This is a genomic window from Phormidium sp. FACHB-592, from assembly GCF_014695795.1.
In the GTDB taxonomy this organism is placed as follows: Bacteria; Cyanobacteriota; Cyanobacteriia; order Leptolyngbyales; family Leptolyngbyaceae; genus Stenomitos.
Map to the genome: position 1 here is coordinate 25,160 of NZ_JACJOZ010000086.1, position 26,491 is coordinate 51,650.

Annotated in this window: 25 protein-coding genes, 1 tRNA gene and 1 pseudogene; 12 read left to right on the plus strand and 15 right to left on the minus strand. The window is 49.0% G+C overall.

Annotation, left to right across the window (positions count from 1 at the left end):
- The first annotated feature begins 199 nt into the window (after positions 1 to 199).
- The 5 genes from H6F86_RS24115 to H6F86_RS24135 all read left to right on the plus strand — a co-directional run bounded on the left by H6F86_RS24115 (position 200) and on the right by H6F86_RS24135 (position 4,438).
- Positions 200 to 754 (plus strand): NYN domain-containing protein, encoded by a 555-nt coding sequence (locus H6F86_RS24115; protein ID WP_190452074.1) that lies wholly within the window; start codon positions 200 to 202, stop codon positions 752 to 754.
- 197 nt (positions 755 to 951) lie between these two features.
- A tRNA-Asn gene (locus tag H6F86_RS24120) sits at positions 952 to 1,023 on the plus strand.
- Positions 1,024 to 1,462: 439 nt separating this feature from the next.
- Positions 1,463 to 2,863, plus strand: a complete 1,401-nt coding sequence (locus tag H6F86_RS24125) for an FAD-dependent oxidoreductase (RefSeq protein WP_190452076.1) — start codon at positions 1,463 to 1,465, stop codon at positions 2,861 to 2,863.
- 192 nt (positions 2,864 to 3,055) lie between these two features.
- On the plus strand, positions 3,056 to 3,475 hold the full coding sequence (locus H6F86_RS24130; protein ID WP_190452077.1) for a DUF2267 domain-containing protein: 420 nt from the start codon (positions 3,056 to 3,058) through the stop codon (positions 3,473 to 3,475).
- A 309-nt stretch (positions 3,476 to 3,784) separates the two neighbouring features.
- Complete coding sequence (locus tag H6F86_RS24135; protein WP_190452078.1) at positions 3,785 to 4,438, plus strand: class I SAM-dependent methyltransferase; 654 nt, start codon at positions 3,785 to 3,787, stop codon at positions 4,436 to 4,438.
- A gap of 51 nt (positions 4,439 to 4,489) precedes the next feature.
- Here the strand turns inward: H6F86_RS24135 and H6F86_RS24140 are convergent, their stop codons facing one another.
- The 6 genes from H6F86_RS24140 to H6F86_RS24165 form a co-directional block, all read right to left on the minus strand.
- On the minus strand, positions 4,490 to 6,892 hold the full coding sequence (locus tag H6F86_RS24140) for a response regulator (RefSeq protein WP_190452079.1): 2,403 nt from the start codon (positions 6,890 to 6,892) through the stop codon (positions 4,490 to 4,492).
- An 11-nt stretch (positions 6,893 to 6,903) separates the two neighbouring features.
- On the minus strand, positions 6,904 to 9,036 hold the full coding sequence (locus tag H6F86_RS24145) for an ATP-binding protein (RefSeq protein ID WP_190452080.1): 2,133 nt from the start codon (positions 9,034 to 9,036) through the stop codon (positions 6,904 to 6,906).
- Positions 9,033 to 10,040 (minus strand): ATP-binding SpoIIE family protein phosphatase, encoded by a 1,008-nt coding sequence (locus H6F86_RS24150; RefSeq protein WP_190452081.1) that lies wholly within the window; start codon positions 10,038 to 10,040, stop codon positions 9,033 to 9,035. The genes H6F86_RS24145 and H6F86_RS24150 overlap by 4 nt, the downstream gene beginning before the upstream one ends.
- Before the next feature lie 113 nt (positions 10,041 to 10,153).
- A complete protein-coding gene (locus H6F86_RS24155; RefSeq protein WP_190452083.1) occupies positions 10,154 to 10,552 on the minus strand; it encodes an anti-sigma regulatory factor in 399 nt (132 codons plus the stop codon).
- Entirely contained in the window at positions 10,539 to 10,949 is a 411-nt protein-coding gene (locus H6F86_RS24160) for an STAS domain-containing protein (protein WP_190452085.1), read from the minus strand. The genes H6F86_RS24155 and H6F86_RS24160 overlap by 14 nt, the downstream gene beginning before the upstream one ends.
- Positions 10,950 to 10,965: 16 nt before the next feature.
- Entirely contained in the window at positions 10,966 to 11,817 is an 852-nt protein-coding gene (locus H6F86_RS24165) for an STAS domain-containing protein (RefSeq protein ID WP_190452087.1), read from the minus strand.
- 616 nt (positions 11,818 to 12,433) lie between these two features.
- On the opposite strand from H6F86_RS24165, the gene H6F86_RS24170 reads away from it, so the two are divergent.
- On the plus strand, positions 12,434 to 12,673 hold the full coding sequence (locus H6F86_RS24170; RefSeq protein ID WP_190452089.1) for a DUF433 domain-containing protein: 240 nt from the start codon (positions 12,434 to 12,436) through the stop codon (positions 12,671 to 12,673).
- A 140-nt stretch (positions 12,674 to 12,813) separates the two neighbouring features.
- Here the strand turns inward: H6F86_RS24170 and H6F86_RS24175 are convergent, their stop codons facing one another.
- Positions 12,814 to 13,056: a hypothetical protein gene (locus tag H6F86_RS24175; RefSeq protein ID WP_190452090.1), complete on the minus strand. Its 243-nt coding sequence runs from the start codon at positions 13,054 to 13,056 to the stop codon at positions 12,814 to 12,816.
- 116 nt (positions 13,057 to 13,172) lie between these two features.
- Here H6F86_RS24175 and H6F86_RS32950 point away from each other — a divergent pair, with 116 nt between their 5' ends.
- Positions 13,173 to 13,307, plus strand: a complete 135-nt coding sequence (locus tag H6F86_RS32950; protein WP_277881707.1) for a hypothetical protein — start codon at positions 13,173 to 13,175, stop codon at positions 13,305 to 13,307.
- Between the two features lie 25 nt (positions 13,308 to 13,332).
- Here H6F86_RS32950 and H6F86_RS24180 read toward each other — a convergent pair whose 3' ends face one another.
- From H6F86_RS24180 to H6F86_RS24190, 3 genes are read right to left on the minus strand one after another with little or no spacing between them, the layout of a single operon-like run.
- On the minus strand, positions 13,333 to 13,668 hold the full coding sequence (locus H6F86_RS24180; RefSeq protein WP_190452091.1) for a hypothetical protein: 336 nt from the start codon (positions 13,666 to 13,668) through the stop codon (positions 13,333 to 13,335).
- Between the two features lie 9 nt (positions 13,669 to 13,677).
- On the minus strand, positions 13,678 to 14,109 hold the full coding sequence (locus H6F86_RS24185; RefSeq protein WP_190452092.1) for a DUF6220 domain-containing protein: 432 nt from the start codon (positions 14,107 to 14,109) through the stop codon (positions 13,678 to 13,680).
- A 1-nt stretch (position 14,110) separates the two neighbouring features.
- Positions 14,111 to 14,785 carry a DJ-1/PfpI family protein gene (locus tag H6F86_RS24190; protein ID WP_190452093.1) on the minus strand — a complete coding sequence of 225 codons (675 nt, stop codon included), beginning with the start codon at positions 14,783 to 14,785 and terminating at the stop codon, positions 14,111 to 14,113.
- 99 nt (positions 14,786 to 14,884) lie between these two features.
- On the opposite strand from H6F86_RS24190, the gene H6F86_RS24195 reads away from it, so the two are divergent.
- A complete protein-coding gene (locus H6F86_RS24195) occupies positions 14,885 to 15,634 on the plus strand; it encodes a LuxR C-terminal-related transcriptional regulator (RefSeq protein ID WP_190452094.1) in 750 nt (249 codons plus the stop codon).
- Between the two features lie 250 nt (positions 15,635 to 15,884).
- On the opposite strand, the gene H6F86_RS24200 is transcribed toward H6F86_RS24195, so the two are convergent.
- Both H6F86_RS24200 and H6F86_RS24205 read right to left on the minus strand, forming a co-directional pair.
- Complete coding sequence (locus H6F86_RS24200) at positions 15,885 to 17,042, minus strand: DUF6602 domain-containing protein (RefSeq protein WP_190452095.1); 1,158 nt, start codon at positions 17,040 to 17,042, stop codon at positions 15,885 to 15,887.
- A gap of 136 nt (positions 17,043 to 17,178) precedes the next feature.
- On the minus strand, positions 17,179 to 18,408 hold the full coding sequence (locus tag H6F86_RS24205; RefSeq protein ID WP_190452096.1) for an LL-diaminopimelate aminotransferase: 1,230 nt from the start codon (positions 18,406 to 18,408) through the stop codon (positions 17,179 to 17,181).
- Positions 18,409 to 18,602: 194 nt separating this feature from the next.
- On the opposite strand from H6F86_RS24205, the gene H6F86_RS24210 reads away from it, so the two are divergent.
- Together H6F86_RS24210 and H6F86_RS24215 are read left to right on the plus strand one after the other, a co-directional pair.
- Positions 18,603 to 19,424, plus strand: a complete 822-nt coding sequence (locus tag H6F86_RS24210) for an MOSC N-terminal beta barrel domain-containing protein (RefSeq protein WP_190452098.1) — start codon at positions 18,603 to 18,605, stop codon at positions 19,422 to 19,424.
- A gap of 55 nt (positions 19,425 to 19,479) precedes the next feature.
- Positions 19,480 to 19,620 (plus strand): annotated as a pseudogene (locus H6F86_RS24215) (putative toxin-antitoxin system toxin component, PIN family); the annotation flags it as partial.
- On the opposite strand, the gene H6F86_RS24220 reads toward H6F86_RS24215, so the two are convergent.
- The 3 genes from H6F86_RS24220 to H6F86_RS24230 all read right to left on the minus strand — a co-directional run bounded on the left by H6F86_RS24220 (position 19,615) and on the right by H6F86_RS24230 (position 22,647).
- The gene (locus H6F86_RS24220; protein WP_190452101.1) at positions 19,615 to 19,977 is read right to left on the minus strand and encodes a hypothetical protein; all 363 of its coding nucleotides are present in this window, start codon (positions 19,975 to 19,977) and stop codon (positions 19,615 to 19,617) included. The pseudogene H6F86_RS24215 and the gene H6F86_RS24220 sit on opposite strands and share 6 nt — an antisense overlap.
- Positions 19,978 to 20,090: 113 nt before the next feature.
- A complete protein-coding gene (locus tag H6F86_RS24225) occupies positions 20,091 to 21,473 on the minus strand; it encodes a DUF2330 domain-containing protein (RefSeq protein ID WP_190452102.1) in 1,383 nt (460 codons plus the stop codon).
- A 118-nt stretch (positions 21,474 to 21,591) separates the two neighbouring features.
- Positions 21,592 to 22,647, minus strand: coding sequence for an RnfABCDGE type electron transport complex subunit D (locus H6F86_RS24230; RefSeq protein WP_190452104.1), 1,056 nt, complete (start codon positions 22,645 to 22,647; stop codon positions 21,592 to 21,594).
- 412 nt (positions 22,648 to 23,059) lie between these two features.
- Here H6F86_RS24230 and H6F86_RS24235 point away from each other — a divergent pair, with 412 nt between their 5' ends.
- Positions 23,060 to 23,887 carry a tetratricopeptide repeat protein gene (locus H6F86_RS24235; RefSeq protein ID WP_190452106.1) on the plus strand — a complete coding sequence of 276 codons (828 nt, stop codon included), beginning with the start codon at positions 23,060 to 23,062 and terminating at the stop codon, positions 23,885 to 23,887.
- Between the two features lie 309 nt (positions 23,888 to 24,196).
- A complete protein-coding gene (topA, locus tag H6F86_RS24240) occupies positions 24,197 to 26,398 on the plus strand; it encodes a type I DNA topoisomerase (RefSeq protein WP_190452109.1) in 2,202 nt (733 codons plus the stop codon).
- The last annotated feature ends 93 nt before the right edge of the window (positions 26,399 to 26,491 follow it).

Sequence of the window (26,491 nt, forward strand, 5' to 3'; positions counted from 1 at the left end):
CCACTCCTCTTTAAACGCTTCTTGAAAGAGAGCGTCAGCTTTGGCGATCTGAGCGTGGGGCTGTTGCTCTGAGACAAACTTGCCAAGCTAGACTGCACTTGCTTGACCCGTACCTTGTAACAGAACTCAACAAAATGTGTGATGATAAAGCTAACTAAAGGTTAAGTAAATGTCTACTGTCCTTTGCAGGCTTTAAACTATGCCGCGATCGGCTCCACAAGCGATACTGCTAGTGGACGGCTACAATGTCGTCGGGCTGTGGGCTGACTTACGGCGAGTGCGCGATCGCGAGGGTTTAGAGCCTGCGCGCCGTCAATTAATTGAAGCCTTAACGGGTTACAGTGCTTTCCAAGACTTTGATACCCAAATTGTGTTTGACTCCCAGTATCGTGATACCGGTAGCAGTCGAGAGGTCATTACCCCTAATCTATGTGTCTGCTATACCAACTGCGGGCAGACAGCAGATACCTATATTGAAAAAGCCTGCGCTGACTTCCGCTACGATTTGCGTAAGTTTCAACAACGGTTAATTGTGGCAACGTCCGATCGTGCCCAGCAGTTGACAGTCGTTGGCTATGGCGCAGAATGGATGTCTGCCGAACGCTTGGGCGCTGAGGTGGCAGCAATTGATCGTCGCGTTCAACGTCAGCAAAAAGCAGCTAAAAAGCCGTCGAGTCGGTTTCTGGCTCATGCGCTTGACCCCGCAGCCCAACAACGGTTGGCAAAAATGCGCTTTGGCAAGCATCAGCCCTGAATTGGGAGAAGTAGCGCAGGGCTGTATGGGTTGCTGAGGCACGCGATCGTTGGCACAGCAAACTGGTTTTACCGTGGTGCGCTGGGACATCGTTGACTACATTTCTGCCTCGATGCAACACATTTACAAAAAACTAGTCTGAACGCTTGTCAAAGTAACCTATTTGTAGGTACTATTAGATTCGCAACGTAGAGCATTCCTCAGTAGCTCAGTGGTAGAGCGATCGACTGTTAATCGATTGGTCGCAAGTTCGAATCTTGCCTGGGGAGTTTAATTAAGAACGAATACAGAGTGTTAGTCGCGGGAGTGCAAGGAAATACTGTACCCTTCCATCGATTCAACTTTAACGTACGAAGAGCTACGGTCAGGGAGCTCCTGCTTTGTAGCGTGGACAAAGGGAATTGGTATAGCAGTCGAAGAGAACGTTAGGACAGACCTAAACCTTGAAACGTCCTTTAAGCAAGGACTTCGATTCATCCCCTATCCTTCATCCTTTTGCTATATAACCCTGGAGCAGCGCTAACCATTAGTAGCATGGGTGTTTTGCTTTCTAGAGAGTAGAAGTGCTACTGTGCACCTAGAAAGTTGAGACCAGCGAGTTGAGATCGCTGTGGCTGTTGTACAAACTTTTGCTGCCCCTCGCATCGTCTTTGACTGGAAAATTGAGGTGAGCACGGTTGCCGTTACTTAAGCGGAGGCATATCAGAGATGGAAACCGCAGATTTAGTTGTGATTGGGAGTGGGCAGGGTGGCATTCCCCTGGCAGCCGATTTTGCGAAAGCTGGACGTACGGTTGTGTTGTTTGAACGGGATGCCTTAGGGGGAAGTTGCATCAATTATGGGTGTACGCCTTCCAAAGCCTTTTTAGCGGCTGCTCATGCGGCGGGTCGTGCCCGTCAGTCTGCCAAACTGGGAATTCATACTCAAGTTCAGGTTGATTTTCCAGTCGTTATGGAGCGGGTTAGAGGCATTCGCGATCGCTTTAATCAAGGAATTCAGCAAAAATTAGAGGGTGCTGGGGTTCACGTTGTTTGTGCCGAAGCTTCGCTCACTGAAGAAGGTGCTGTTACAGGTGGAGCCGTCACAGTGCAAGCGCCACTGGTGGTAATTAATACGGGAACGTCGTCTCTGATTCCAGAGATTCCAGGTTTAGCCGGAACGCCTTATCTCACTAATCGCAATTTCTTTGACTTAAAAGAACTGCCAAAGCGTTTACTGGTCATTGGGGCGGGCTACATTGGGCTGGAATTGGGACAGGGATTAGCCCGCTTAGGCAGTGAAACCCATTTGATTATCAGGGGCGATCGTGTGTTGGCGCAGGAAGAACCTGAGGTCAGCGACACTCTAGCAGAAGCATTGCACCAAGATGGAATTTTTCTGCACTTTAAAGTTGATGTGGAACAGGTTCGCTATGCAAACGAAGTGTTTACGCTAACCCTAAGCAATGGCGAAACCCTTGAGGGTGAAGCCTTAATGGTGGTAATCGGACGTAAACCAAATACGACTGCCTTAAATGCCACAGCCGCAGGTGTAGAGCTAGATGGCAAAGGCTTCATCAAAATCAACGACCAGTTTCAGACTACCCGCGAGGGCGTTTATGCAATTGGAGATGCGGCAGGGCAACCTGCCTTTACCCATGTCTCCTGGGAGGATTATCGCCGCTTGAAAGCAATCTTATGTGGGGAGCAACGGACACGGAGCGATCGCGTTCTCGGTTATGCCGTCTACACCGAACCGCAGGTAGGGCGCGTTGGCATGACTCTGGAGCAAGCACAAATGCAAGGCATCAATGCCCGTGCGGTCACCTTACCAATGGCTCATATTGCTCGTGCCATCGAATGGGGGCACGATTTAGGATTTTATCGCCTGGTGATCGATCGCGACACCGATCAGATTTTAGGTGCAACCTTGGTTGGCTACGAAACAGCGGAACTAGTGCATGTGTTGTTAGCCCTTATGGAAGCGGGTGCAACCTGGCAACTACTAGAGCGATCGGTACATATCCATCCCACTTATGGTGAAGCTCTGCCCAGTCTGGCACGCCTCCTGATTGAAGGTGAAATGCCCTTATGCCCAAATCTGTATCCTAATTTGTCAATGGAAGCTTGATCTGTAGATATCCACTCATTAGTCGTGAATGGTTGTAAGAAACTAACAGAGGCGCAACCTACTTTCTGCACTGTCTATTTGAGATTTCTGCCTTGCGATCGACATTTTTCCAAGCAGCCAACCTTAAGATGCTAAAGGTCGCTTTACAAACAGCTTGAGCGCCAAAGAATTTACAACTTACTGGAGCTTTACATGGAAACGTATCAAGATTTTCTAGAGAAAGTTAGAACGCAGGGCAACTTAAAAGATTTGAAAGAAGCACGTAACGCTACAGAAGTAGTTTATCGAACGATGCGAGACGTGATGAGCAATGAGGCGATCGATCGCGTTGCCGATGAACTGGATGAAAAAGCCCCTGACAAAGTGGAAGACCTTTGGAAAGACACAAATCCATTAGTGAGCTTCCTCAGCCACATTCGCCCAAACTTGCATATCAGCCCTGATAATTTTTTAGTACGCTTGAGACAAGAAGGTAACTTGCCCGGAGCCGATGCAGAAACGATTATCAAAGCAGTCTTTTCAGCGACAAAAGACGAGCTATCGCAGGAACGGGTTCAGGAAGTAGCTGAGTACCTGCCCGGTAAAATCTCTGAAATGTGGCAAGAAGCTTAATTTGGCACCTGCTGTCAAGCCTCTGCATAGGAATCAACAAAGAGTAATTCCCTAAAAATTTAGTCATCTTATGCTGCTGACCGATCTCAGTAATCGCAGTGTAGGTGCTCTAATTGACATGAATTACTTTAGTGTTGATTCCTCCAATTGATCCCCCTCAATTCGCCTTATGAAGGGAGAAGCCGCAGGCAGGGGGATCCTGCTTTGCAACGCGTTAAAAGGGAATTGGTATAACGCTAATTACCATCATTAATAATTCAAAACCTATTACGATCAAGCACCACTAATCTAGTTAATAGGAATGCTGTTGTGATTCAAGTTCTGAAAACTCTGCAAGACGTTGAGCTTGCAACTCAAGCGCTCCAAAGTCGAGGTCTGCCAACTCACCTTACAGTAGAGAAAAACTGGGACCAGTGGTTACTTGCTCAATGCTTAGATCACAGCGATCGCCACTGCCCCATCATTGATCTCGGTTGTGGAGATTACTGCACGTTAGAGTTTCTTGCAGCGCTAGGGTTTCAACAACTGCATGGTATTGATTTAACCATTCATCAACCAGTTGGCGATCGCCCCTATCAGCTTTACCAGGGTGATCTGACTGCTACGCCCTTTTCAGATCAGACATTTGATTGTGCAGTCAGTATTTCCGTCATTGAACACGGCGTAGACCTGAAGCAGTTTTTTCAGGAAACTTATCGCATCCTCAAGTCCAACGGGCTTCTGTTCATCACAACTGACTATTGGCAGGAAAAAATTCAGATAGATCCATCGATCAAACCGTTTGGCTTATCCTGGAGCATTTTCTCGTTTGTAGAGGTGCAAGCAGCAATTGCCCTTGCCCAACAACAGGGCTTTAGGCTCTTATCCGACTCACAAATTGCCCCTTGTAAGGAGAGGACAGTGGATTGGCATGGGCAGCAGTACACCTTTATCGCGATCGGGCTAGTCAAACCAGATTCATAAACCAAAGGTGGGCGATCGAAGACAATTATCTAGTTTCACTAAAGTTCTGGCTCATCCAAATTTCGCTGTGGTGTCTTTGCCATTAGTTTGCATTAAAGTCCAAATTGCCTGCATGAGTAGCTCTGGCTCAATCGGTTTGGTAAGGTGCTGCTGAAAGCCTGCCGTGATCGCTTGCTGCTGATCAATCTCTCCCGCATAAGCAGTGAGGGCAATAGCAGGGATCTGTCCACCCTGCTGAGGCGATCGTGCTCTAATATGACGCACTAAGGCGTAGCCATCCATAGCAGGCATCCCGATATCACTGATTAGTAAATCAAAGGTTGCGTGGCTCAAATGGTTTAACGCTTCACTCGCTGACTCTACCTCAGTAACGTTTGCCCCATGCTGTTGCAGTACAAAAGCAATCAACTCTCGTGAATCTCGATCGTCGTCTACAAAAAGCACCTCTAAGCCATTGAGATTAAACTTTGAGTGTTCATGAGGCATCGTATCAGCTTGATTCAAACTAGAAGCTTCTAGAATTGGCAGTCTGACTCTAAAGGTTGCTCCTTGTTCTTCTCCCGGACTCTCAGCTTGAACGGTGCCGCCATGCAATTCAACCAGATAACGCACGATGGCTAGCCCCAACCCTAACCCGCCAAAGCTGCGAGTCGTGGTGCTATCTGCCTGACGGAAGTACTCAAAGACATGGGGCAGGAAGTCGGAGGAAATGCCCTTGCCTGTGTCGCTAACAGTGATCTGAGCATAAGTTAGGGCATGGGATGTCGGGCGTGAAGAGTGAGGCATTTCTCCCTTTCCTATGTCCTCTTCCCCACTCCTTACTTCCTCCAACCGTACTTCGACTTGACCACCCTGTTTGGTAAATTTAACGGCATTGGTAAGCAGATTCCACACGACCTGTTGCAGCCGACTAGCGTCACCCAATACCTGCCCAACGTTGGGTGCAAAGACGGTTTTAATCTGAATTGCCTTCGCCTCAGCCGCAAGCCGCACGGTTTCAAGAGCAGCTTTGATAGTAAACGTCAGACCGACTGAATCTGTATGCAAACTCAGCTTGCCCTGAAGGATACGCGAGACATCAAGCAGATCTTCAATAAGTTGCGCTTGTAATCTGGCATTCCGTTCAATGGTCTCAAGCGCATACTGGGTTTTAACCGCGTCCTGCTGGCTCGTTTGCAGAATTCTTGCCCAGCCCAGAATCGGATTGAGGGGCGATCGCAATTCATGCGACAGCACTGCTAGGAACTCATCTTTGATCCGGTTAGCGGTCTCAGCTTGTTCACGAGCCTCTTGCTCACGTATCAGTAGTTGTTCGCGTTCAGCGATTGCTTGCTTTTGCCTAGTCATATCGCGTGAAACAACCAGGAGTTGTGTAACCTGTCCCAAGGCATCCTGAACCGGAGTCACTACGACATCCCACCACTTGAGCGTACCCTTTGCTGTAGGGCAAAAGCCCTGAAACTGTCCGCTATTACCAGCTTTGGCAGCGGCGATCGCTCCTTTTGCCTTGTCCTTATCCTCGCCTTGCCAGAAACTAAACCACTCAACGCCTAGCAAGGACGTAGGATTATCAACCTCTAGCAGCTGTAACGCACCCTTGTTTAAGTAAAGTATGCGTCCATCTAACGTCAAAACTTTAATGCAGTCTTTACTACTCTCTAGAATGCGTTGCTTTAACGCTTCACTCTCTTGTAGAGCTGCTTCTGCCTGTTTACGAGCGGTAATGTCCGCCAGGATGAAAACGGCACCCGTAAAGGTGCCCTGTCCGTCTAACACTGGGTCCATCGTTTTGGCAAACCACCGTCCTTTAGCCTGAAGTTCTAGAACTTGACGCTGGTGCGTTGCTTGTGCCTGCTGAAAGCAGGTGCCATCTCCCAGCCCTAACACCCCACGCATCAACTCATAATGAACGCGCCCCAGAATTTCATTGAAGGGTTTGTCAAAAAGTTGGCTCATTGCCTGATTACAGCGTATAACTTTGCCGTCTGGGTCTACCAGACAGACCCCATCATTGATGGCATCAAAGGTCGTTTGCCAATCTCGTGCTGAAGCTAGCGCTGTTTCCTCTGCTCGTCGAATGCGTAGCAGCGATCGCACCGTAGCAAGCAGTTCGATCGGTTCAACAGGCTGCACAAGATACGCATCAGCACCGCTGTCTAAACCCTCGGCTTTATCCTGGCTTTGAACAAAGCTAGCCGAGAGATGCAGCACTGGTAGAAACTCAGAGTCAGGGTTGGACTTAATCTGACGACAGACTTCAAACCCGTTTAAGTCGGGTAGCTTCACATCCAAAATCACCAGGGCAGGCTGATGAGCAGCGATCGCAGCTAAACCTGCGGCTCCAGTTGCTGCTTCCACAACGGTAAAGCCTCCGTTTCGCAAAATCCGTGCTACCACATAACGATTAGCTTCACTGTCATCTACATGTAGGACTGTCAGCTGCGGCTCAGCCATGGCGCTTTCCCTCAAGGCTCCAAGACAAGCCCAGCTTTGACAAAGGCATCTCGAAGTTGAGCCAGTGTCGCTGCTTGAGCAGTCGTTTCTTTGGAGAGAATAGCAATACTTTGGGCGGTTAGACGGCTCTGCGCCTCTGTATCCAGTTGTGTAGACGAGTAGATAATGACAGGAATCGCTTGAGTGTTGAGATTGTGCTTGAGCCGATCGAGGACATCAAAGCCGCTAACTTCTGGCATCTCCAGGTCAAGCAGGATAGCGGTTGGCTGTGCAGTCTCTGCCAAGGCAAAGCCCTCTTGTCCATTTACAGCTTCTAAAATTTGTAATGGAGTCTCTGCCAACAATTGCTTCACCACATACCGATAGGCTGGGTCATCATCAACCAGCAAAAGCGTTTGAGCTTTTCCCTGAGTAACTAGACTATTCAGTTTGCTGAGCAAGGGCAATCGGTCTACAGGCTTAATTAAGAAGGCATCCGCTCCTAGTGCCAGCGCCTGCTGTTCGTTATCAATCACAGTAATCACTAAGATCGGGATGCTGCGGGTCGCTTCATCACTTTTCAGTTCTCGCAGAAACGTCCAGCCATTCTGCCCGTCGAGCAGGATATCCAGAATGATCGCCGCTGGTCGCAGTTTTTGTAAAGCTTTCCGAGCGTCCGCCAGAGTGCGGGCTGCAATCAGTTGATATCTTGATTCTTGCAGGTGCTTCTCATAGATAAAGAGCGTTTCCGTATGGTCTTCAACCGCAAGAATCGGCAGGTGAGCTGCTTTCAACGGTGCGATCGGTTGCAACAGGGAGGGCAGTTCAGTGGCATGGGGGTAGACGATCGGCAGTGATACTGCAAAAGTGGAGCCTTGTCCCGGCTGGCTGTGCACTGAAAGACTGCCACCCAGTAGCTCTGCTAGCTTGCGTGCTAAGGGTAAGCCTAGCCCAGTGCCTTTTACCTGCTTTTGCAACGGGGACTCAATTTGGACAAAATCCTCAAAAATGCGTTCCTGATCTTCGGGTGTCAAGCCGATGCCTGTATCGGAGACCGAGAGGACGACCATATGCCCTGCGTGCGTGGCTGTCACTCGCACCTCTCCCTGCTCCGTAAATTTGAGCGCATTGGAGATAAAATTCCTGAGAATTTGAGCGACTTTGCTCTCGTCGTTGTAGAGCGTTGGCAACCCCTCTGGTTCCTCAAAGATGAGCGCCACAGAAGTACCCTCCACTAATAAGGGGCGCAACATCCCTCTTAAGGTGCCGAACAAATCGCTGACTTCAAACGCACTAGGACGCACCTCAATTTTGCCAGCCTCGACTTTAGCGAGATCCAGCAGATCATTGACCAATTCTGACAAGCCACTGGCTGCTTTTTGCATGAAGGTGACTTGCTTTTCTTGCTCTGCCGTTAGGTCGCCATCCATACGGGCTAGCAGCATACGAGAGAGCGACAGAATTGAGTTGAGCGGCGTGCGAAACTCGTGGCTCATGTTTGAGAGAAAGCGAGTTTTGAGTTCGTTTGCCTGCTGCAAGGAGCTTGCTTTCTCATCGAGTTCAGCATAAAGGGCAACGACACCGCGATTGGTGTCTTCTAATTCTTGATTGAGCTGCGTTAGTTCGTCCTCTCGCTTCCGCAGGTCTGCCATTGCTTGCAGCAGTTCCTGGTTTTGCCGCTGGACTTCTTCATAGGGATTCTGGGGCGATCGTGCTGTCACCGCTTCCTGAAGCTGCCGCAACTGTGAAGCAGTCAAGGTTGATGCCCGTTTCGGCAACGGTTTACCTACTACTACCGTGGTTCCTTGTTCTGGCAGCGATTCAATCTCAAAGAAGTCCATCAGCCTACGAGTGCCAACAAGACCTACTCCCATGCCTGTTGATGAGGTGTAGCGTCCTTCTAAAACGTCGGCTAGATGAGGAATGCCCTTACCCTGATCTTGCACTCGCACTAGAAACGTTTGAGGCTCTCCCTCTACGTAATATTCAACCGTTCCGCCCTTCGCATACTGAAACGCATTGCGGGCAAGCTCTGACACAGCGGTTGCCAAGCGCACCTGCTCTTGAGTCTCAAACCCCAACTGCTCAGCGAGTTCGCGGGTTCGCTGCCGTGCCTGCACTACATCTTGCTCGACATTCACTACAAGCTTGAAGAGGGTTGTCATACGCCGTTTCCTTTGGCTACCAACACTGTCACATCGTCGCGATCGCGATGAAAGTCTCGGTACAGCACGCCTGCGATCAGACTGGGATGTTTGAGGCTTAAGCCTGGGTAGCGATCGAGCTTCCACTGAGTGCCTAAGCCGTCGGAATGCATAATCAAAAGTCCATTCGTAGACCAGGGATAGGTAAACTCTTGAATTTTGCGAACCTCATGCCCAACTGTACCGTTGTGCGACATGAGATTGCGGTGTTCGGTGCCAGAGGCAATGCTAGCCGCGATGTTGCCCACACCAGCAAAGCGAACCGACTGCTGTTCAAAGTCAATTTCGGCGATCGCCAGGGCAGCACCGCGAGTGCTTCGTAGGGCGGCGTGGGTGGCTTCGATGATGGCATGAGGCGATCGGTGGTGATGCTCTTGAAAAGCTCTCAAAGCTGCTGCGGCAGCGCTGGCAGCAGCAGGTCCGTGCCCAAGTCCGTCTACCACAAGCAGCAAGCAACGATGAGTTGCTCCTTGACAGCTCCAGGTATCGCCCGAAACTGTTTCTCCTAGCTTCGGTAAGCACACACCACCGACTTCTAGAGTGTTTTCAGGTGGATGGTATTTTGAGTCTGACCAAAGATGCGCCAAAATTGCGGTCCCCTTTGCAGGAGGGGAGTAGATTTCAAAGAAGCTAGAGAGGCGATGAATGGCACCTAGCCCATTGCCTGCGGTGCCGCCAGTGGAGAAGCCATCCTTCAAGCAATCATCGACATCAAGCATCCCCCGTCCTTGATCTAGCGCTAAAACCTCAATGCCAAGAGTGGAGTATTGATCGATCGGGCGCAGTACCACCATACCGCCATTACCATGCTGCACAAGATTGTTAGCAAGCTCGGTGACAACAATGCCCACCTTACCTCGCTCTCCTTCGTTAAAACCGAGGCGACCCGCCAACGCCAGCGCTACCCGTCGTGCTTCTCCTGCCTGGCTGGATTCAGTAATAGGAATGGCAATCGATTCTTTCATGCTTTAGTCATCACTCATTCCTCAGAAAACTCAAGGCTTCAAACTGCTTTTGTGATCATAAACTGAGTTTCTTCCTCTCTTCATCCCTCTGTCGCTGCATCTCCATCCCGCTTTCACTTCCAGCGTACGATCGTGATCCGCGTGCCCTCCCCCACAGTGGACTCGATCTCAAATTCGCTAGCGAGTCGTTTGGCACCGCTTAACCCCATCCCTAACCCTTTACCGGTCGTAAAGCCGTCCTTTAATGCCATCTCAATATCAGCAATGCCTGGACCTTGATCTTCAAAGGTGAGCCTAAGCCCCTGCCGTCCTCCTGCCTGAAGCTTTTCCAGCATCATGGTGCCGCCACCGCCATAATCCAGGGTGTTGCGGGCTAACTCACTGGCGGCTGTCACAATTTTAGTTTGGTCTACTAAGCCAAAGCCGATTGCTACTGCAAAGTGGCGCACGGCTTGCCGCACTAAAACGACATCCCCAGACGACTGGATGCTTATTGTTTCAGGCTTCTCCATTGCCCTCTGCATCACTTGTAGTAGCAGTGACCTGATTGACGTCACCGAGCGACGATCGCAAGAGTGTCATGCCCTTTTCCACGTTTAGCGCAGTGCGAATGCCCGTTAGCGATAGTCCCAGTTCTACCAGCGTAATGGCTACAGCAGGCTGCATACCGACGACAACCGTCTCGGAACCCAGCACCCGTGCCATTTTGGCGATGTTGCCTAAAATCCTGCCGATAAAAGAATCAACGATTTCTAACGCAGAAATATCAATCAAGACACCTTGAGCGTAAGTTTGAGTAATGCGATTAGTCAGGTCATCCTGTAAGGTTATAGCAAGCTGATCATGCATATCGACCTGAATGGTGACAAGCAAGAAATGACCCATTTGCAGTATGGGAATGCGCTCCATCCGTTTCTCCTCTCACCTATTTGGGTTGCGAACGAGTGATGGTTGCTCCCACTCGCTTAAGTGCCATCAGCAGGGCATCGGCTAACGTTGCTTTCGTAATCACGCCCGTTAAATCGATACCGAGATACACGATCGTTTGGGCAATTTGCGGTCGAATGCCGCTGATAATACAGTCCGCTCCCATCAAACGAGCCGCTGTCACCGTCTTAAGAAGATGTTGAGCCGTCAGAGTATCGACCGTCGGCACACCAGTAATGTCAATAATGGCAACTTCTGACCCGGTTTCAACAATCTTCTGCAATAACGACTCCATTACAACCTGAGTGCGGGCGCTATCCAAAGTGCCGATAATCGGCAGTGCCAAAATACCTTCCCACAGCTTGACTACTGGCGTAGACAGTTCCATTAACTCTTCCTGCTGCCGCAGAATCACTTCCTCCCGCGCCTTCTGATACGCTTCTACCGTCAGCAGACCCAGCCGATCGAGCAAGGTTGTGGCTTGCCAGATCGCGTCGCTGAGTTCAGCAGAATCCTTTAAATGCTGCTGTAGGCGGTTAAACAGCGGTTGTTTGAACGAAAAGACAAACGAAGCTGTTTCAGATGGCGTAAAGCCCTTGTGCGATCGCGATCGCGAAACGCTGGTCAGCATCTCTCGAACCTCTTGCCATTCTGGTGCCTTGAGATTAGCCAAATTACCCTGCTGAACCGCAGTGCGAAGCAACCGAAGAAACTCACGACACTCTTCCTGTAGCTCCGCGTCTTTGATTAAACTCTTCCGAGCGTTGGTCGCTACTAACTCCTGATGCCACTCAGTCAGCAGATCTGTCTCATAGATTTCTAATAGCTCGGGTATCTTGCTTCCGCTCATCGTCTCCACAGGGCAACCCCTTTTATTGGTGCAAAATTAGTGTATGCCTATCTAGCCCACCCAGAAGGCTTAACTTTACCCTTAACTCTGTCAATCATAGAGACAATGTGCCGTTTATTTCGGTGAAGGGTGCTCTTGCCCTTCTGCCAAAGGGAGCGGAACGACCATGAGAGCATCAGGCTTCCAGCCTTTGAAACTGGGTCGAATTGCCTGTAGTAACCCTTTCTGAGCAATAAGCTGTCCAAAGTTTAGCCCAACGTCACTAGTACACCTTTACAGGCGTTGTTCTGTATGACAATTCCCCTTTGCTGTAACAGCTTTGCAGTGCAGCAGTTTCAGCAGTGTCGATCGTACTGGCAATTGGCTCTCGAAGTAGTACAAAGTGAAGCAATCTGAGGTCGATCGACCGGGGTGCAAGCTGTTTTTAGGTAGAATATTTACATAGCTTTATGCTGGATACCGCTACCTCTGGCAACCATTCCTCACAGCAAAGCAATGCTAAAACATGACTAGCGCAATGAAGCTGGCGCTATAGCAGTAAGGTGGATGCTACTCGTGAAGTAGCGTTCAGCCTCATTAAGCACTGACAAGAAATGTAAGACCCTTGGGATGAGACATGGCAACGGCAAAAATTAGAAAAACACCTGGCATCTGTAACGGAGCCGCCTGTATTGGTCGGACGCAAATTCCCGTATGGCAACTGGTCGCCTTGCGCGCTCAGGGTTGCTCTGATGCAAATTTACTGAGTGACTACCCACAGTTGACCCGAGACGATTTGAAAGCAGTCCACACCTACTATGCTCAGAACACCGAAGAAATTGATGCGGCGATCGCGGCTGAACACTCAGAGAGCTAGCGCTAAGCTAAGGTCTTAGGAGATCTCTGAGAAAGAATGTACCGCTTGTAGGGGGCAGGTTTTGCCAGAAGCTTTGCGAATAGCCGATCACGTTGGTATCAAACCTGCCCCTACGGGTCTTTTGTTTGCTAGAAATCTCCTTAGCTTTCGTCCTTAACCTCAGCCTGTGGGACAACAGCATTGCGCGTGGATAGCCAGACTGTCATCGTACTCATCGCTGCCCCTGCCACAATCGCGATCGCGATCGCCATCTCACTCTGGGCACTGGTCGAGAGCAGCAGATTGATGGCTAACATACCTGTCGAGCAGCCCCAGATGATAGCCGTAGCAGGGACGCAACCACGACCAGGGCGGCTTGAGTCGGCTTGAGGGGAAGAGTGCATACTGTGCTGTAAGCAGGGGTGAGATGGAACCAAAGCGTTGTAAGAGCTACAAAGCCTCTTTGATCCTACAGGGGCATCATAACTTCAAGCCTAGGGGACTGTAGAAAGACAACCACTTGGTTCCTTCGCTCCAACTTATAGCTGTTGCCGAGAAGGACTCTGCCAATAGTTTGACGGTTGAGATGGCGGTCATTGGCGCTCTCGGTAGCATCAGCAAAAGGCTGTTTTGTGCTCCCTGGGCGATCGCATGACCAACGTGCTGTCACCCTAATCAACTCAACGATGATCGAGAGTTGTTTGATCGAGTTGCTTTGGAGAATGCTCCCAATAACTGGCGTCACTTGTAGCGATCGCCTCTAAATTCTCAAGGCGTTGTTTAAGCGCCTCCAGCGTGTCGGAGGGCAATGAAGCGTCATGCTGGCGATCGCGCAACTTTCTCAAAACAACGATCGTGCTAGTGACCGCACCGAACACAATTGTTGCTGGCAAGAAGAGCACTGCTCGATCGTGTCCCTGCCCCTTAAGCAAGAGAGAAATTAAGAACATTGCCGTTGCATAAGCCCAAATTCTAGAAATAATGGTGACGCGAACGTCTCGTTGAGTTGAAGTCACAAGTTCCTCCTAAGCATTAGTCACAACATCTGACTTGTTAAACACCTCACTCGATAGACGATGTACAAGACTTGAAGAAACATAGAATAAGGTGAAGCCAATTAGAGGATGAAGCACCTCTAAGTGAAGCGGGGCCTTGAGATGAATGCTGCAAAACTGGAGTCCAAGCAGCACGGGTAGACTGGCGGCGAGCGATCGAATTTTGTCCGAGAATGGAGCAACCAACGAGCCTGCCAGCAAGATTAGCGCCAGCCCACTGTACCCTCGCACAAGCCATACATGAATATGCCACCAAGTTGGATCAGTGAAGTAGGCAACACCAACCGTGAACACCTGAGCCATTAAGCAAACGTTAAAGAGGATGGAAATTGCGTAAAAGCCAAGTTTCATCCAGCTTGTAGTAGCAGCAATATCGCGAATTGTTTCCAAATTTGTAGTCATATCAGCTTACTGATTTTGCTAGTTCTAAAGTTGATATTCCCTGCATAAATAACATTGCCTTAGCAACCAACTCAGCTCCCGCTTTTTCGGGTGAACCGACATCAAAGGGTGGGGCTGGGTTGTACTCCATTAATAGCTGAATAATTTTGGCAACCTCCTCGCCACACAGGATGTTAGCGATCGTCAAACCAAAATCGATTCCTGCTGTCACACCTCCACCCGTAATACGATTGCGATCAACGACTACGCGATCGGTGCTAACCTCAACACCCAGCTTTGCAAGTTGTTCTCGTGCTGTCCAGTGAGTCGCTGCTCGATAGCCTTGTAGTAACCCAGCTTTCGCCAGAAACTCTGACCCGCCACACACAGAGGTAATAAACTTTGCTGTGCTGCCTTGTTTTCGGAAAAAATCAAGTGTTTCTGGATCATCTACTACTGCCGCCTGCCCTAAACCGCCACCAACACAGATAACATCCAAAGGTGGGCAATTTTCAAAGGTGGTATCCGGCAAAATCACCATGCCATCATCGGTTTTGATTGGGTCTGAAGTCTTCCAGAGGCGATAAATCTGAACACCAGGAAGCGCACTAAAAACTTGATGTGGTCCCACCATATCTAGTGCTGTCATACCGGGATAAAAAACCATACCAATAATGTGCTTTTGTGAGCCAGTCATAATCCATCTCCTTTGCAACGGCGCTTAAATCTGTTCTTATACTAGGAGTGGCAACTGACCGCGCCTAGTCCTCGATCGAGTACTCTTTTTGGCACCACGATGCTTTCATTGCAACTTTTATTTGAAAAAATCAATCAGCTAAAAAACGAACACGATCTGCGAACAGATATTGCACCTAAGCTTGGCGAGTATTTTGCAGCCACGCGATCGGCAATCTTCTTTTTCGACCAAATCGTAGCTGATAAAAAACTTCAAAAAGCCCTACAAGTTGCGTTATCGATCGAACATAATCCTGTTGCACGTTACTTAGCAGAGCGCCATACGCCTGTTCATGAAGGCTTAGTAACATCACCTAAGGCGTGGGCGCTTATTTGCCCTCGTCCTGATCATTGGCATGTGATGGCAGGACCGATCGTCAGCCACGGTCAATTAGTTGGTACAGTCGGCTGCACGCGCGAAAAGTCAATGCCTGCCTTTGATACACAAAACTTGGCTGATTTGAGTGGAATTTGTCTACACTTATCTGTTTGGGCTGCTACAGTGCGTTCGCAAGCTGTTTATGTTGGCGAAGCTCACCCAGACGAAGGGAAGTCACAGCACCAGTCCTTGAGAAGCGAGCTTCTTTCGGAGCAGCTATGCCAACGTTTAACGCCTCGTGAATTGCAAATTGCCGCATTAGTTGGTTTGGGGCGAACAAATGCAGAAATTGGCAAGGAACTTTGGATCACTGAGAATTCTGTCAAGCAGGCTTTGAAGCGAATGTTTCGTAAGCTTGAGGTTTCATCTCGTGCAGAAATGGTTGCGCAACTTGGAGCAGGGATTACATTCGCGCCAAAAACTACAGTTTGAACTTTAGGAAGCTTAGGGCACTAACATACTTGATGTACCCAGTTATCGCTTACCTACTCCTTGCCGTCCGCAAAGTAAGAGGTGTTAAACGCCGCGTAAGTTCTGATCAAAACTGCTTTCTAAAAGATGGCGCGATCGACTGCTTGCTCAACGTCAGTTGCAAAAATAACTCATTTATAAGCAGGCGAGTGTAACTATATTGAGGTTGTTTTAATTGAACCAAAGCTATTTAACTAAAGGCTTTTCTTCCCTATGTCGAACAGCTCGAAATTATCTTTCCATTCTTGTATTTTTCTGTAACTAGACTGCGCGTTTCTAGGCAATAACAACTCCACAATCCGTCTCTCTTACCTTTATGATACCTACCGTAAGATTTCTTGGCTCCTGAACTTATATCCTCAACCCAAAAACCTTTTCTTAAACCACTTTTAGTTTCTTGATTATGCTCAAACTTTAAACATTTTCCACAACTTTGAAACCTTGAATCATGCTGAACAAGCACATCGAATGAGAAATCTTCGTCCAGGTTGCCTAATATAGAGAAAAAAGTTTTATTTTCAGCAGCAGCATGAAGAAACTCAGAATACAAATCATATTCAAAAAATTGCACTGAATTATCAGCCTGTTCCATTATATTTAAGAGGAGCTTTTTTTCAAACAGCCCAAAAGAATCCACCTGGTTAACATATGTTCCCTGATACTTAACGTAAATACGTTGGTCAATAGGCTCCCATTCTGCGTACACTAATCCTTTGTCAATTGCACATATAGCATTAGGAAACCCAATAACATTGGATCTATTCTGAATAGGATTGGATCTATTCCGAAAGGTTTTGAGATGATTGTATCTCAAGCCCAAAGGAACGTCATGATTGAAGGTTAGAGCCTCAAACAACCTTTCTGTAAGACTTTCTAGAGTGGAAAGGCTACTGTTAAACCCAATAACTGCTGTAAAAGGATTGAATTTTTGTCTCTGACAACCATACCAGTAGAAACAGCTATCCATTTTTTGAATGTCTTCTTGCAGCTTCTTTCCATCAAGAGTATTAGTAACCTCAATAATGGCATAGCAAGATTGAGGCATAATTATTACAAAGTCATCATTCTTAAATAATGGTGGATACGTATGAGAATCCCAAATCAAAATGTCAAACTGACTAGAAATAAAACGCTCAAAACCATCATCTTCAATCGTTTCAATAGAAGATAAAAAACCAGTGGATACAGAAAATCTATCAGGCAATCTGCGTTTGAGATGGCTGGAAATTAGAGATTCCAGATAAGAACCAGAGGAAGGTTGATGAGCACCTTCGATCCAGTTTGCCAAACGATTCATTGATGCTATCAATTCTTCAGTTTGTTCAGCAGATCTCTTTGTGAGTTCATCTCTACTTATCTTTTTCCTCATGCTATATTTCTACCAAAAACTTTGATTACATAGCTATCCTATTAAGCTAATCGTAATTCAATCAACAAAGTTTAAAGGCTAATTTGCTGAGCTTAACTGAGAGAAGTACAGAAGCTCAACAAACCTTGCCCTAAACTTAAAACGTCTCCGTAATTCGCTTCATTGCCTCTTTCACATTCTCACGGCTGTTGAATGCCGAAAGGCGGAAGTAGCCTTCACCCGCTGCGCCAAAACCCGAACCAGGTGTGCCTACTACATTACAAGTGTGCAGCAGCTTGTCAAAGAAATCCCAACTGGAGAGACCGTTGGGCGTTTGCAACCAAACATAGGGCGCATTTACGCCACCATAGACAGTGATTCCTGCCGCAGTCAGTTGTTCGCGGATAATGGCAGCGTTCTCCATATAGAAGTTGACCAGCGACTTGATTTGCGCCTGTCCTGCTTCTGTATAAACGGCTTCGGCTCCACGTTGGACGATGTAGGATACACCGTTGAACTTGGTGGATTGACGACGGTTCCAGAGTTTCCACAGTTCTACATCTGAGCCATCGGCAGCTTTGGCAGTAAGTGTTTTGGGCACAACAGTCAACGCGCAACGAGTACCTGTGAAGCCTGCATTTTTGGAGAACGATCGAAATTCGATCGCGCATTCCCGTGCTCCTTCAATTTCATAAATGGAGTGGGGAATCGTTGGATCGGTGATGAAAGCTTCGTAGGCAGCATCAAAAAAGATGATGGAACCATGCGATCGCGCATAGTTCACCCACGCTTGTAAATGCTCTTTGCTGGCAGTCGCGCCTGTCGGATTGTTGGGGAAACAAAGGTAAATGAGATCTACTTTCTGTGTCGGAATCTCAGCTGTGAAATGGTTTGCGGCAGTAATTGGCAGATACACCAAACCACCGTATTCACCCTTCTCATTTGCCTCGCCCGTATGCCCTGCCATCACGTTCGTATCTACATACACGGGATAAACGGGATCAGTCACAGCAATGCTGTTGTTGTTGCCGAAGATGTCGAGAATGTTGCCGCAGTCGCACTTGGAACCATCGGAGATAAAGATTTCGGCTGCATCAATGTCACAGCCGCGTGACTGAAAATCGTGTGCTGCAATCTTTTCGCGTAACCAGGCATAGCCCTGCTCTGGACCGTAGCCTTTGAAGTTGGCACGATCGCCCATTTCTTCAACCGCCTGAATCATGGCAGTACGACAGGCTTCTGGCAGTGGTTCGGTGACATCGCCAATACCTAGTCGAATCACCTTCGCGTTTGGGTTCGCCTCTGCAAAGGCTGTTACCCGTCGCGCAATTTCGGGAAACAGATAGCCCGCTTTGAGTTTGAGATAGTTGTCGTTGATGGTTGCCATGTTCGATCGCAATGAACGCCTTAAAACAGTAAAGCAGAGTGGGGAGAGAGTTCAAGCAATTCAGACGCTTCTACGTAGTAAAACGGCTCTAGCCCAATCTGCCTCATTGGCTGGGAAAGAATGAACCCTGTACCTTCTGATACTCCTAAAGCGCTCTAGTCTTGCTAGCGTTAGCCAGTTGTAAGCAAGGTGTGATGATGAGGGTGATGGTTGGCTCAGTAGAAACGCTCTGGCGGTATCCTGTGAAATCAATGCTGGGAGAGGAACTGGAGGCTTCAGAGATCACTGAGCAGGGACTATTAGGCGATCGCGCCTACGCGCTGTTAGATGTGCAAAGCGGTAGGGTCGCCAGCGCTAAGAATCCTAAAAAGTGGGCGAAGCTGCTCGAATTTCAGGCAGCGTACACAACAACTCCCGTGCGAGAAGAGATTCCTCCAGTAAACGTATCCCTACCGGATGGTCGTTCTCTAATCAGTGAGGCGATCGAAACTAACAGCATTCTCTCTGGGCTGCTTGGTCGCGAGGTACGGCTACTCTCGTCTGCACCAAAAACCGCTAGCCTAGACCAGTATTGGCCTAACGTGGAAGGAACAGCGTATCAGGAAACGATCACAGAACTAGTGCTGCCTCCTAATACGTTCTTTGATTCTTGCTTTGTTCACGCTCTAACGACGGCAACTTTGGCAAAACTTCAGACACTTTACCCAGACGGACAGTTTGAGCCATGCCGCTTTCGACCCAACATTCTGATTAAACCTGTAGCGGATGAGGCAGCGTTTGTGGAAGATGCCTGGGTCGGTAGTGTACTGGCGATCGGCAATGAAGTACGTCTCAGCATTGATACCGCCTGCCCTCGCTGCGTCGTCACAACGATGGCACAATCCGGTTTGCCAAACGATCTGGACATCCTACGCACAACCGCTCAACATAACAACGTCATTGCCGGTATCCGTGCCTCAGTTTTGCAGAGCGGCACCATCCGCCGCAACGATTCAATTTGGCTAGAGTCACAATAAAAGTGCTGTTGTACAGTCCAAATTTAAATACTTTCCACTATTTAAGTCCGATCGCAAAGACGACAAGCTTTTAGAATTGGCATTGAACGGTCAAGCACAGTACATCATCACTGGTGACAGAGATTTGCTTGTACTGCATCCATTTCGTGCTGTGGCGGTAATAACAGTTGATGAGTTCTTGAGACAGCATCTATAAGCCCCGATCGCGCTCTAAATCGTGAATGACTTTCTCGTAAATCCACATTAAGGAACGATCAGGATAGGTATCTTGTGCTTGTTCAACCAAGTGTGTTGCCAGCGTTTCATTACCGTTGAGCAACATTACCAGCCGGCGACGTAAGGGTGCAACCTGCCAATCAGTCACATCAGACGATTGCTGGGTTTGCGTCATCACCTGTTCGCCTCGTGCAATCAGTTCATCTACCGTTTGCTGCACTTCGACCTGTAGCGCTGAGACGCTCTCATCCAGATGCTCGATTTTCTCGATCGTATACGCTACTAACCCTGCCCCAAAATAAAGGGTTTTCTGAAACAAATCGTTCAAGCTATCCATAACTGCCGGTTCGCTGAGTTGCAACCCTCTTATTCTGCCTTCAACTCATAGCCGCGTCATCCCCTGTAGAGAGACAAAACAGCACCTTTCGACAGGGGACAGGACGATCGACACTATTTGTCAATCAAGCTAGACAGAAGTTGTTGCCAAAAGGGACGCACATCTGCCCGTATCTGCGGCAGCTTTTTACGAATGTCTTGAATGTTCCATCCAGTCAAACGCGCTAGATTTTGCGCCTGCTGTTCAAACTGCCGGGGAAGCGATCGACGATACTGATACGCTGCCTGACATTTCGGCTCGCCTGTAAAGGCATGACGCAACACATAGCGACCCTGGAAAAGGTTGCGGTTGCCCGTTTCCTGAAAGACCAGATCCTCCGGGAATTTGTCGCGGGTGTAGCGAACGTGCAGGCGAGTAATGAAAACGCTGGATGAGGGAAAGCGACCTGGACGGAATCCGCCTGATGACTGGGGCATTGCATCACTATCTGGATTGTCAAGCCAAAAGACACCTGCCTGCTTTAGTTCAGCTTGCGATAACGGTTCTGCCGAACAGGGGTCACAGTTTGACATATCCCAGGCATATTCCATAAAGGCAACTTTGCGGTCTTCGCGATCGTATGCCGTCTGAAACATTGCCCTGTAAAAATCGCTAAACTCATTTTTGACAAACACCGGAATCTCTGTTTCAGATGGCACTTTAACCGTGCGATAGTTGGTGACTTCTGTTTGCCCTTGTGGAGACAACACATAGATTAATAAATCCTGCGCCGCATTCGCATTGATCATCCCCAACCGAATCGGCAACATAAAGCGTGGCGACTCGTAGGCAATTTGGAGTGGACGCAGCGATTGATAGCCCGTTTTGTCGTACTCACTCAGATTGACCTTCGCTACAAAAAACTTCAGCTTTTGCCGAATGTACGGCTTTAGCAGTTGATTTGCGCCTCTCGGAATTTTGTAGCCGTTTTGGGTCAGCCAGGTTTGCAGTCCATCCGATTCCTTTGCGCTTAAAAGCAAAATGTCATACTCGCCCACGGTGTAGCGCGCTTCTACAGTGACCCCCAGTGAATCTTGGCGTACTCTGTTCGACTCTTGAGCTGCACTTGGTGCTGCCGCAGCGCGAGGTGGCATTGCCCGATCGTACAGACCCTGCTCACACGGATCTTCGTCAAAGTACTCTACTAACCGTGGCGCGCTGAAGGCATCCAACCGCTCAATAATTTTGGGGTCAGCCACCTTGATCTGATCCTTCCGCAGCACCACAGGGACAGGCACAACGATCGCAAAATCCTTTACCTCGCCCTGATAGTCATTTGCCATCGTCAGCACAGTACGCTTACCCGCACGCGCGATCGCCACCTGCGATGCCTGGTTATACAACTTAGTATCCGCTTTGGCTACATAAAAGCCGCAAAATGCCCATGCTTCAGGAGCCACTACCAGGCAAACAAGGCAGGTGAGAAATAAAGTAATGAGAATACGAAAGGGTTTCATGATCGTAGTTTTGAGTTGTTGGAAAGGAGTCAAGAGAGTTTTGAGTTCTGCGTTCTAGCTTCTGTGTACGAAGCACTAGCTGATGGTTGATACTGATAGCTGCCCAGGTTTACAAGCTTTAAGTGACAAGTGCCGTCATTTCTCGCTCCTCTGCTTCCCCTGCTTCCTGCGCCCCCTCTGCTTCCCCTGCTTCCTGTGCCCCCTCTGCTTCCCTTGCTCCATCGCTCCACACAAAGCGATCGCCTGGAAAAACAGCATCAATCAGAATGCTTAACGGTGCCAATGCAAAGAGTGCCCAGAAGACAGCAGTGGAAAGAAACAGGTAGTTGCGGAGAAAAAAGGTGAGAAGGGCGATCGCTACTGCCCAAAGTAACCGTCCAATCCGAGCATTGGGAATCGTGCGCGGGTCAGTGATCATAAAGAGGGAAAACATTAGCAACGAGCCACTCATTAAGCGATGTGCCCACACATCCCACGTCCAGCCCAGCAAAACATTGCGTATTGCCTCAAGGACGGCATAGCTACCTAAAAACGCTACTGTCGTATCCCAGCGTCCGACTCGCCGGAGCACCAAACCACCACAGCTCAAAAACAGTAGTGCATACCAACCTTCTTCACCCCACTGCCCTGGCGATACCCAGGCATCTGATGTCAGCATGAGTGCTGCCACAATGCCAAAGTTGCCAGGATTAAAAATATGTTTGCCTTGCACCCGAATGAGAAACTTGCTGCCGATCGCCGCCACACATGCCAGAACCATCGTGCTGTAATGATCAGCACGCACGAGAATGCTCAGTCCCAGCGATGTGACAAGAGCACTGGGGAGAGAGGAAAGGAAAGAGGGCTGAAGGCTGTAGCTTGCTTCCGCCTTGCGGTGGGCTGAAGGCTGAAGGCTGAAGGCTAAAGGATAAAAGCTAAAAGCTTTGAATTTTCCCCACCCCCAACCTTCCCCTCCTTGCTCCGCCGCCTGCCTTTTGCCTTCTGCCTTTTGCCTTCTGCCTTTTACCCCCTGACCACTGACCGCTACCATCACCCATTGCGTAAGCACACAGGTTGCGATCGCCACAGCAATCATGCCCGGCTGCAACGTCCAATCGCGTGTGCCCAGCCCAATCATCAAAAAGAGCGCCAGGAAAAGAATTTGATACGTGCGGGCATCATGCCATAACAACATCGGCAGCCTTTGATAAAGAATGTTGGATGGCTGCTATTATGCCTTTACTGAAATGAAAACCTCGAATCGTTACAAATTGAGTAACCACTAAACCTAACCAGCCAGCCCCACTACTGAACCAAAAGCGCCGACCAAACCTTACGCTCTGCACGCAGTCTGTCAGAGCAGCCCTGTGTTAGCAACGTCAAGCCTTCTGTCTTGGGTAAACTGTTACGGCTCTCAAGGCAATGCCAACGGACTGTACAAGCCAACGAACCATAAAAAACCCCTTTCTGCCCCTGTTGCAAATGGCTCGGTTTACAAAAGCTTTAAGTAAATCATTAAGTAATTTATGAGGTAGAGGGTTTAAACTGTTTTTCTGCCACCCTCTTTGGGCATATTAGGCACAAGAAACCATTGAGACACTGAACTTATGAGCCATATTCAGGATGTAGAAGCCGCCTTCCTTTTCCAGAAAGGGCTATATCTGAATAAGCAGAAGGACTTTAGCGCGGCGGTTAGTAGCTACGATCGCACGTTGCAGCTTCAGCCCGATTATCCCGATGCCTGGTACAACCGTGGGAACGCCCTATATCATCTGGGACGCTATGAAGCGGCGATTGCCAGCTATGACCAGGCGCTTGAGTATGAACCAGGTTTTCCGGAAGCCTGGAATAACCGGGGTAGCGCCTTGGATGACTTACAACAGTACGAAGCCGCGATCGCTAGCTACGACCAGGCAATTAAGTTCAGACCAAACTACTACTGGGCTTGGTACAACCGAGGTATTTCACTTCGTAACCTGGAGCGTTACGACGAAGCCGTACTCAGTTACGATCGTGCGATCGAGTTCAAGCCAGACTATTATTGGGCTTGGTACAATCGCGCACTCGCGCTACGCCGGCTCGATCGCATCGAGAAAGTAGTTGCTAGCTACGACAAAGCTCTGGAATTCAAACCCGATTTTGAAGAAGCCTGGACTAATCGCGGGAACGCTCTTTATCACCTGGGCTTTCTGGAAGCAGCCATCAAAAGCTATGACAGGGCTTTGACGCTCAAACCCAACAGCCCCTATTCTCTTTACAACAAAGCGTGCTGCTATGCTTTGCAAGGCGACTTCGATCTAGCGTTTGAAAACTTACAGCAGGCACTCGAACTAGACCCGAACGAGTATCGTGAGAGCGCTCGAACCAATTCCGATTTCGACCTTTTGCGCCAAGACGAACGGTTCTCGGCACTACTGAGTAAGCAAGTGTCGTAAAAGGCTGTTACCTATCCACCAGCCTTTCTCTCTACAGTAGCCTCGTTCTCTATCAAGGACTTTACAGTAGTAAGTTGCTTCTGTGATGCCTGAGCTGAGTGCGAGGCTAACTTATTGGCTTGATAAAAATTAGCAAAGTGGGCTATGGCAGTCGAAGAGAACGTTAGGACTGACATCAACCCTGAAACTTCCTTTGAGCAATAGCTTCTACTCATCCCTCATCTTTCATCCGCATCCTTTTGCTATACATACAGTTTCCTCTTTTTTAGATCGCCTGTACTATAAAGGCATTGAGCAAGAACTGAATGCATGGCAAACCTGCTGCTGATTGAAAGTCCCGGTAAGTCAAAAAAATTAAGTCAGATTTTGGGCGCTGGTTGGATTGTGAGAGCCAGTATGGGTCATGTGCGGGAGCTAGCAAACGATGGTGAGGATGCCCTAGGGTTTGATCTATCCGGCGATCGCATTGAGTGTCGCTATGAACCCCGAGGCGCGAAAGGCAAAAAGGTACTGTCAGACCTACGCCAAGCTGTGAAACAAGCGGATGCGGTCTACATTGCTACTGACCCCGATCGCGAAGGCGAAACCATCGGCTGGCACTTACAACAGGAATTGAAACTCAAAAACCCACATCGAGTGGTTTACAGCGAAATTACGTCCCAGGCTGTGAAAGCCGCGATCGCTCATCCTCGAACGCTTGACCAGTCACTCATTGCCGCCGGACGAGCACGGGATTGTCTTGATAAGCTGGTGGGCTACAAGGGCAGCAAGCATATAGTGTGGCGACTTAACCTGGGTGCCAAGTCGATGGGACGAGTGCAAAGTGCCACGCTGCATCTACTCTGTGTGCGAGAAAAAGAAATTCAGGCATTCAAACCTCAGGATTACTGGAGCGTTTGGGTGGAGTACCAGGAAGGGTTTAAAGCGTTCTACCGTGCCAAATTGAACGCCAAGCCAGGTTCTAAGTCAGCAGCTAGTGAAGCGCCCGATGATGCTACAGAAGGGAAGGAAGCTCAGGAATCGGATCGAGTGACCAGTCAGGTGGAAGCCGATCGCTTAGTGGCAATCGCCCGTGCGAATCCTCATCAAGTCGTCACCGTTGAAGGTAAAGTCGCTCAGCAAGCACCACCACCACCGTTCATCACGTCATCTTTGCAACAGGCAGCAGGTGCCAAATTGCGTTTCAGTCCTGACAAAGCGATGAAAGTGGCGCAAGCACTCTACGAAGCGGGGCACATTACCTATATGCGAACGGACTCAGTATCCTTAGCAGAGCCATTTTGTGCTGCTGTGCGTCAATACCTGGAAGCGCATGATCCAACAAATCTACCTAGTAAAACGACGCGGCATCGAGCGGTGAAAGGTGCACAGGAAGCGCATGAAGCGATTCGTCCTACAGATGTGAAGCGGGTGCCCGCGCAACTGCAAGCAAGTGCAGACGAGACGAAGCTGTATGAATTGATCTGGAATCGAGCGGTTGCTTCTCAGTGTTGCTCTGCCCGCTTGCGGAAAACGCGCATTGTAACAAAATCCGGTGCAGTGCAGTGGGAAGCGAACGGACAGGTCGTAGAGTTCCCTGGCTATACCCGCTACTGGAACAACCTGAGCGCCGATAGCCAATTGCCTGCATTGCAACAGGGACAACCGCTGACTCTAAAACAGGCAGCCGCAGACAAAAAACAAACTCAACCGCCGCCTCGCTACACGGAACCTAAGCTGGTGCAGTTGATGGAACGCAAGGGCATTGGACGACCCAGCACCTATGCACCTACCATCAAAACGTTGAAAGAACGGGAGTATGTACAGATTGAGAAAGGCAAACTTCAGCCTACTGCATTGGGAATGGGACTAGATGGAGCGTTAGAAAAACTACTACCAGAGTTGATTCAACCAGAGTTTACGGCACAGATGGAAGCCGCGTTGGATACGATCGCCCACGGAAAGCAGGACTGGCAGGGCTATTTGACTGCTTGGCATCGCACCTATTTTGCGCCTGCTTTGGAGCAAGCAGGTCAATTACTGAAAACCAATAGCGCTCAGGTGGTGAATGTGGATGGAGCGCAAGGCTCTAAAGAAGGCATAACGCGATCGCCCAAGGCAAACCAGCTAAAACCACAGGCAACGGTCACGAAAACTGCTTGTCCTAAGTGTGGCGAGGCAATGAGCAAGATTCCATCAAAATCGAAAAAGCTGAAGGCAAACCATTTTCTCAGGTGTGGCGGAGCAGGCTGTGGCACTGTGATGTTTTGGAATCCTGAGGGAAAACGATATGAGATGCCCTATGCTCAACGCATCCCTGACCCAGAAGCCTTTACCGACGTTCCTTGCCCAGTCTGTGGGGCATTGTTGGAGCGCTACTGCTACACAAAAGAGGGGAAGGAGAAGATGATGTTGCGCTGTTCACTGCTGGAAAATCGACGCGGAAAATGTAAAGAGGTTGCTTTCTTTAAAGGACATGATGGGTTTTGGTCGCCGAAGTTTGGCACGCTGAAGCTGGATTTGGTGAAGTAGGAGGGGGTAGAGTGAAGGGGCGCAAAGTCTGACTCATACAATTAGAAGTGGCTGTAATGTAGATTTTTATTAAAAACTTCCGAGTAACGCTAT

Coding starts and splice junctions, on each gene's coding strand:
- H6F86_RS24175 (WP_190452090.1), bottom strand. CDS start 13,056: ATGCACTCTTCCCCTCAAGCCGACTCAAGCCGCCCTGGTCGTGGTTGC.
- H6F86_RS24170 (WP_190452089.1), top strand. CDS start 12,434: ATGGCAACGGCAAAAATTAGAAAAACACCTGGCATCTGTAACGGAGCC.
- H6F86_RS24115 (WP_190452074.1), top strand. CDS start 200: ATGCCGCGATCGGCTCCACAAGCGATACTGCTAGTGGACGGCTACAAT.
- H6F86_RS24125 (WP_190452076.1), top strand. CDS start 1,463: ATGGAAACCGCAGATTTAGTTGTGATTGGGAGTGGGCAGGGTGGCATT.
- H6F86_RS24140 (WP_190452079.1), bottom strand. CDS start 6,892: ATGGCTGAGCCGCAGCTGACAGTCCTACATGTAGATGACAGTGAAGCT.
- H6F86_RS24150 (WP_190452081.1), bottom strand. CDS start 10,040: ATGAAAGAATCGATTGCCATTCCTATTACTGAATCCAGCCAGGCAGGA.
- H6F86_RS24200 (WP_190452095.1), bottom strand. CDS start 17,042: ATGAGGAAAAAGATAAGTAGAGATGAACTCACAAAGAGATCTGCTGAA.
- topA (WP_190452109.1), top strand. CDS start 24,197: ATGGCAAACCTGCTGCTGATTGAAAGTCCCGGTAAGTCAAAAAAATTA.
- H6F86_RS24195 (WP_190452094.1), top strand. CDS start 14,885: ATGCTTTCATTGCAACTTTTATTTGAAAAAATCAATCAGCTAAAAAAC.
- H6F86_RS24190 (WP_190452093.1), bottom strand. CDS start 14,785: ATGACTGGCTCACAAAAGCACATTATTGGTATGGTTTTTTATCCCGGT.
- H6F86_RS24185 (WP_190452092.1), bottom strand. CDS start 14,109: ATGACTACAAATTTGGAAACAATTCGCGATATTGCTGCTACTACAAGC.
- H6F86_RS24130 (WP_190452077.1), top strand. CDS start 3,056: ATGGAAACGTATCAAGATTTTCTAGAGAAAGTTAGAACGCAGGGCAAC.
- H6F86_RS24230 (WP_190452104.1), bottom strand. CDS start 22,647: ATGTTGTTATGGCATGATGCCCGCACGTATCAAATTCTTTTCCTGGCG.
- H6F86_RS24205 (WP_190452096.1), bottom strand. CDS start 18,408: ATGGCAACCATCAACGACAACTATCTCAAACTCAAAGCGGGCTATCTG.
- H6F86_RS24145 (WP_190452080.1), bottom strand. CDS start 9,036: ATGACAACCCTCTTCAAGCTTGTAGTGAATGTCGAGCAAGATGTAGTG.
- H6F86_RS24160 (WP_190452085.1), bottom strand. CDS start 10,949: ATGGAGCGCATTCCCATACTGCAAATGGGTCATTTCTTGCTTGTCACC.
- H6F86_RS24210 (WP_190452098.1), top strand. CDS start 18,603: ATGATGAGGGTGATGGTTGGCTCAGTAGAAACGCTCTGGCGGTATCCT.
- H6F86_RS24225 (WP_190452102.1), bottom strand. CDS start 21,473: ATGAAACCCTTTCGTATTCTCATTACTTTATTTCTCACCTGCCTTGTT.
- H6F86_RS24165 (WP_190452087.1), bottom strand. CDS start 11,817: ATGAGCGGAAGCAAGATACCCGAGCTATTAGAAATCTATGAGACAGAT.
- H6F86_RS24155 (WP_190452083.1), bottom strand. CDS start 10,552: ATGGAGAAGCCTGAAACAATAAGCATCCAGTCGTCTGGGGATGTCGTT.
- H6F86_RS24235 (WP_190452106.1), top strand. CDS start 23,060: ATGAGCCATATTCAGGATGTAGAAGCCGCCTTCCTTTTCCAGAAAGGG.
- H6F86_RS24220 (WP_190452101.1), bottom strand. CDS start 19,977: ATGGATAGCTTGAACGATTTGTTTCAGAAAACCCTTTATTTTGGGGCA.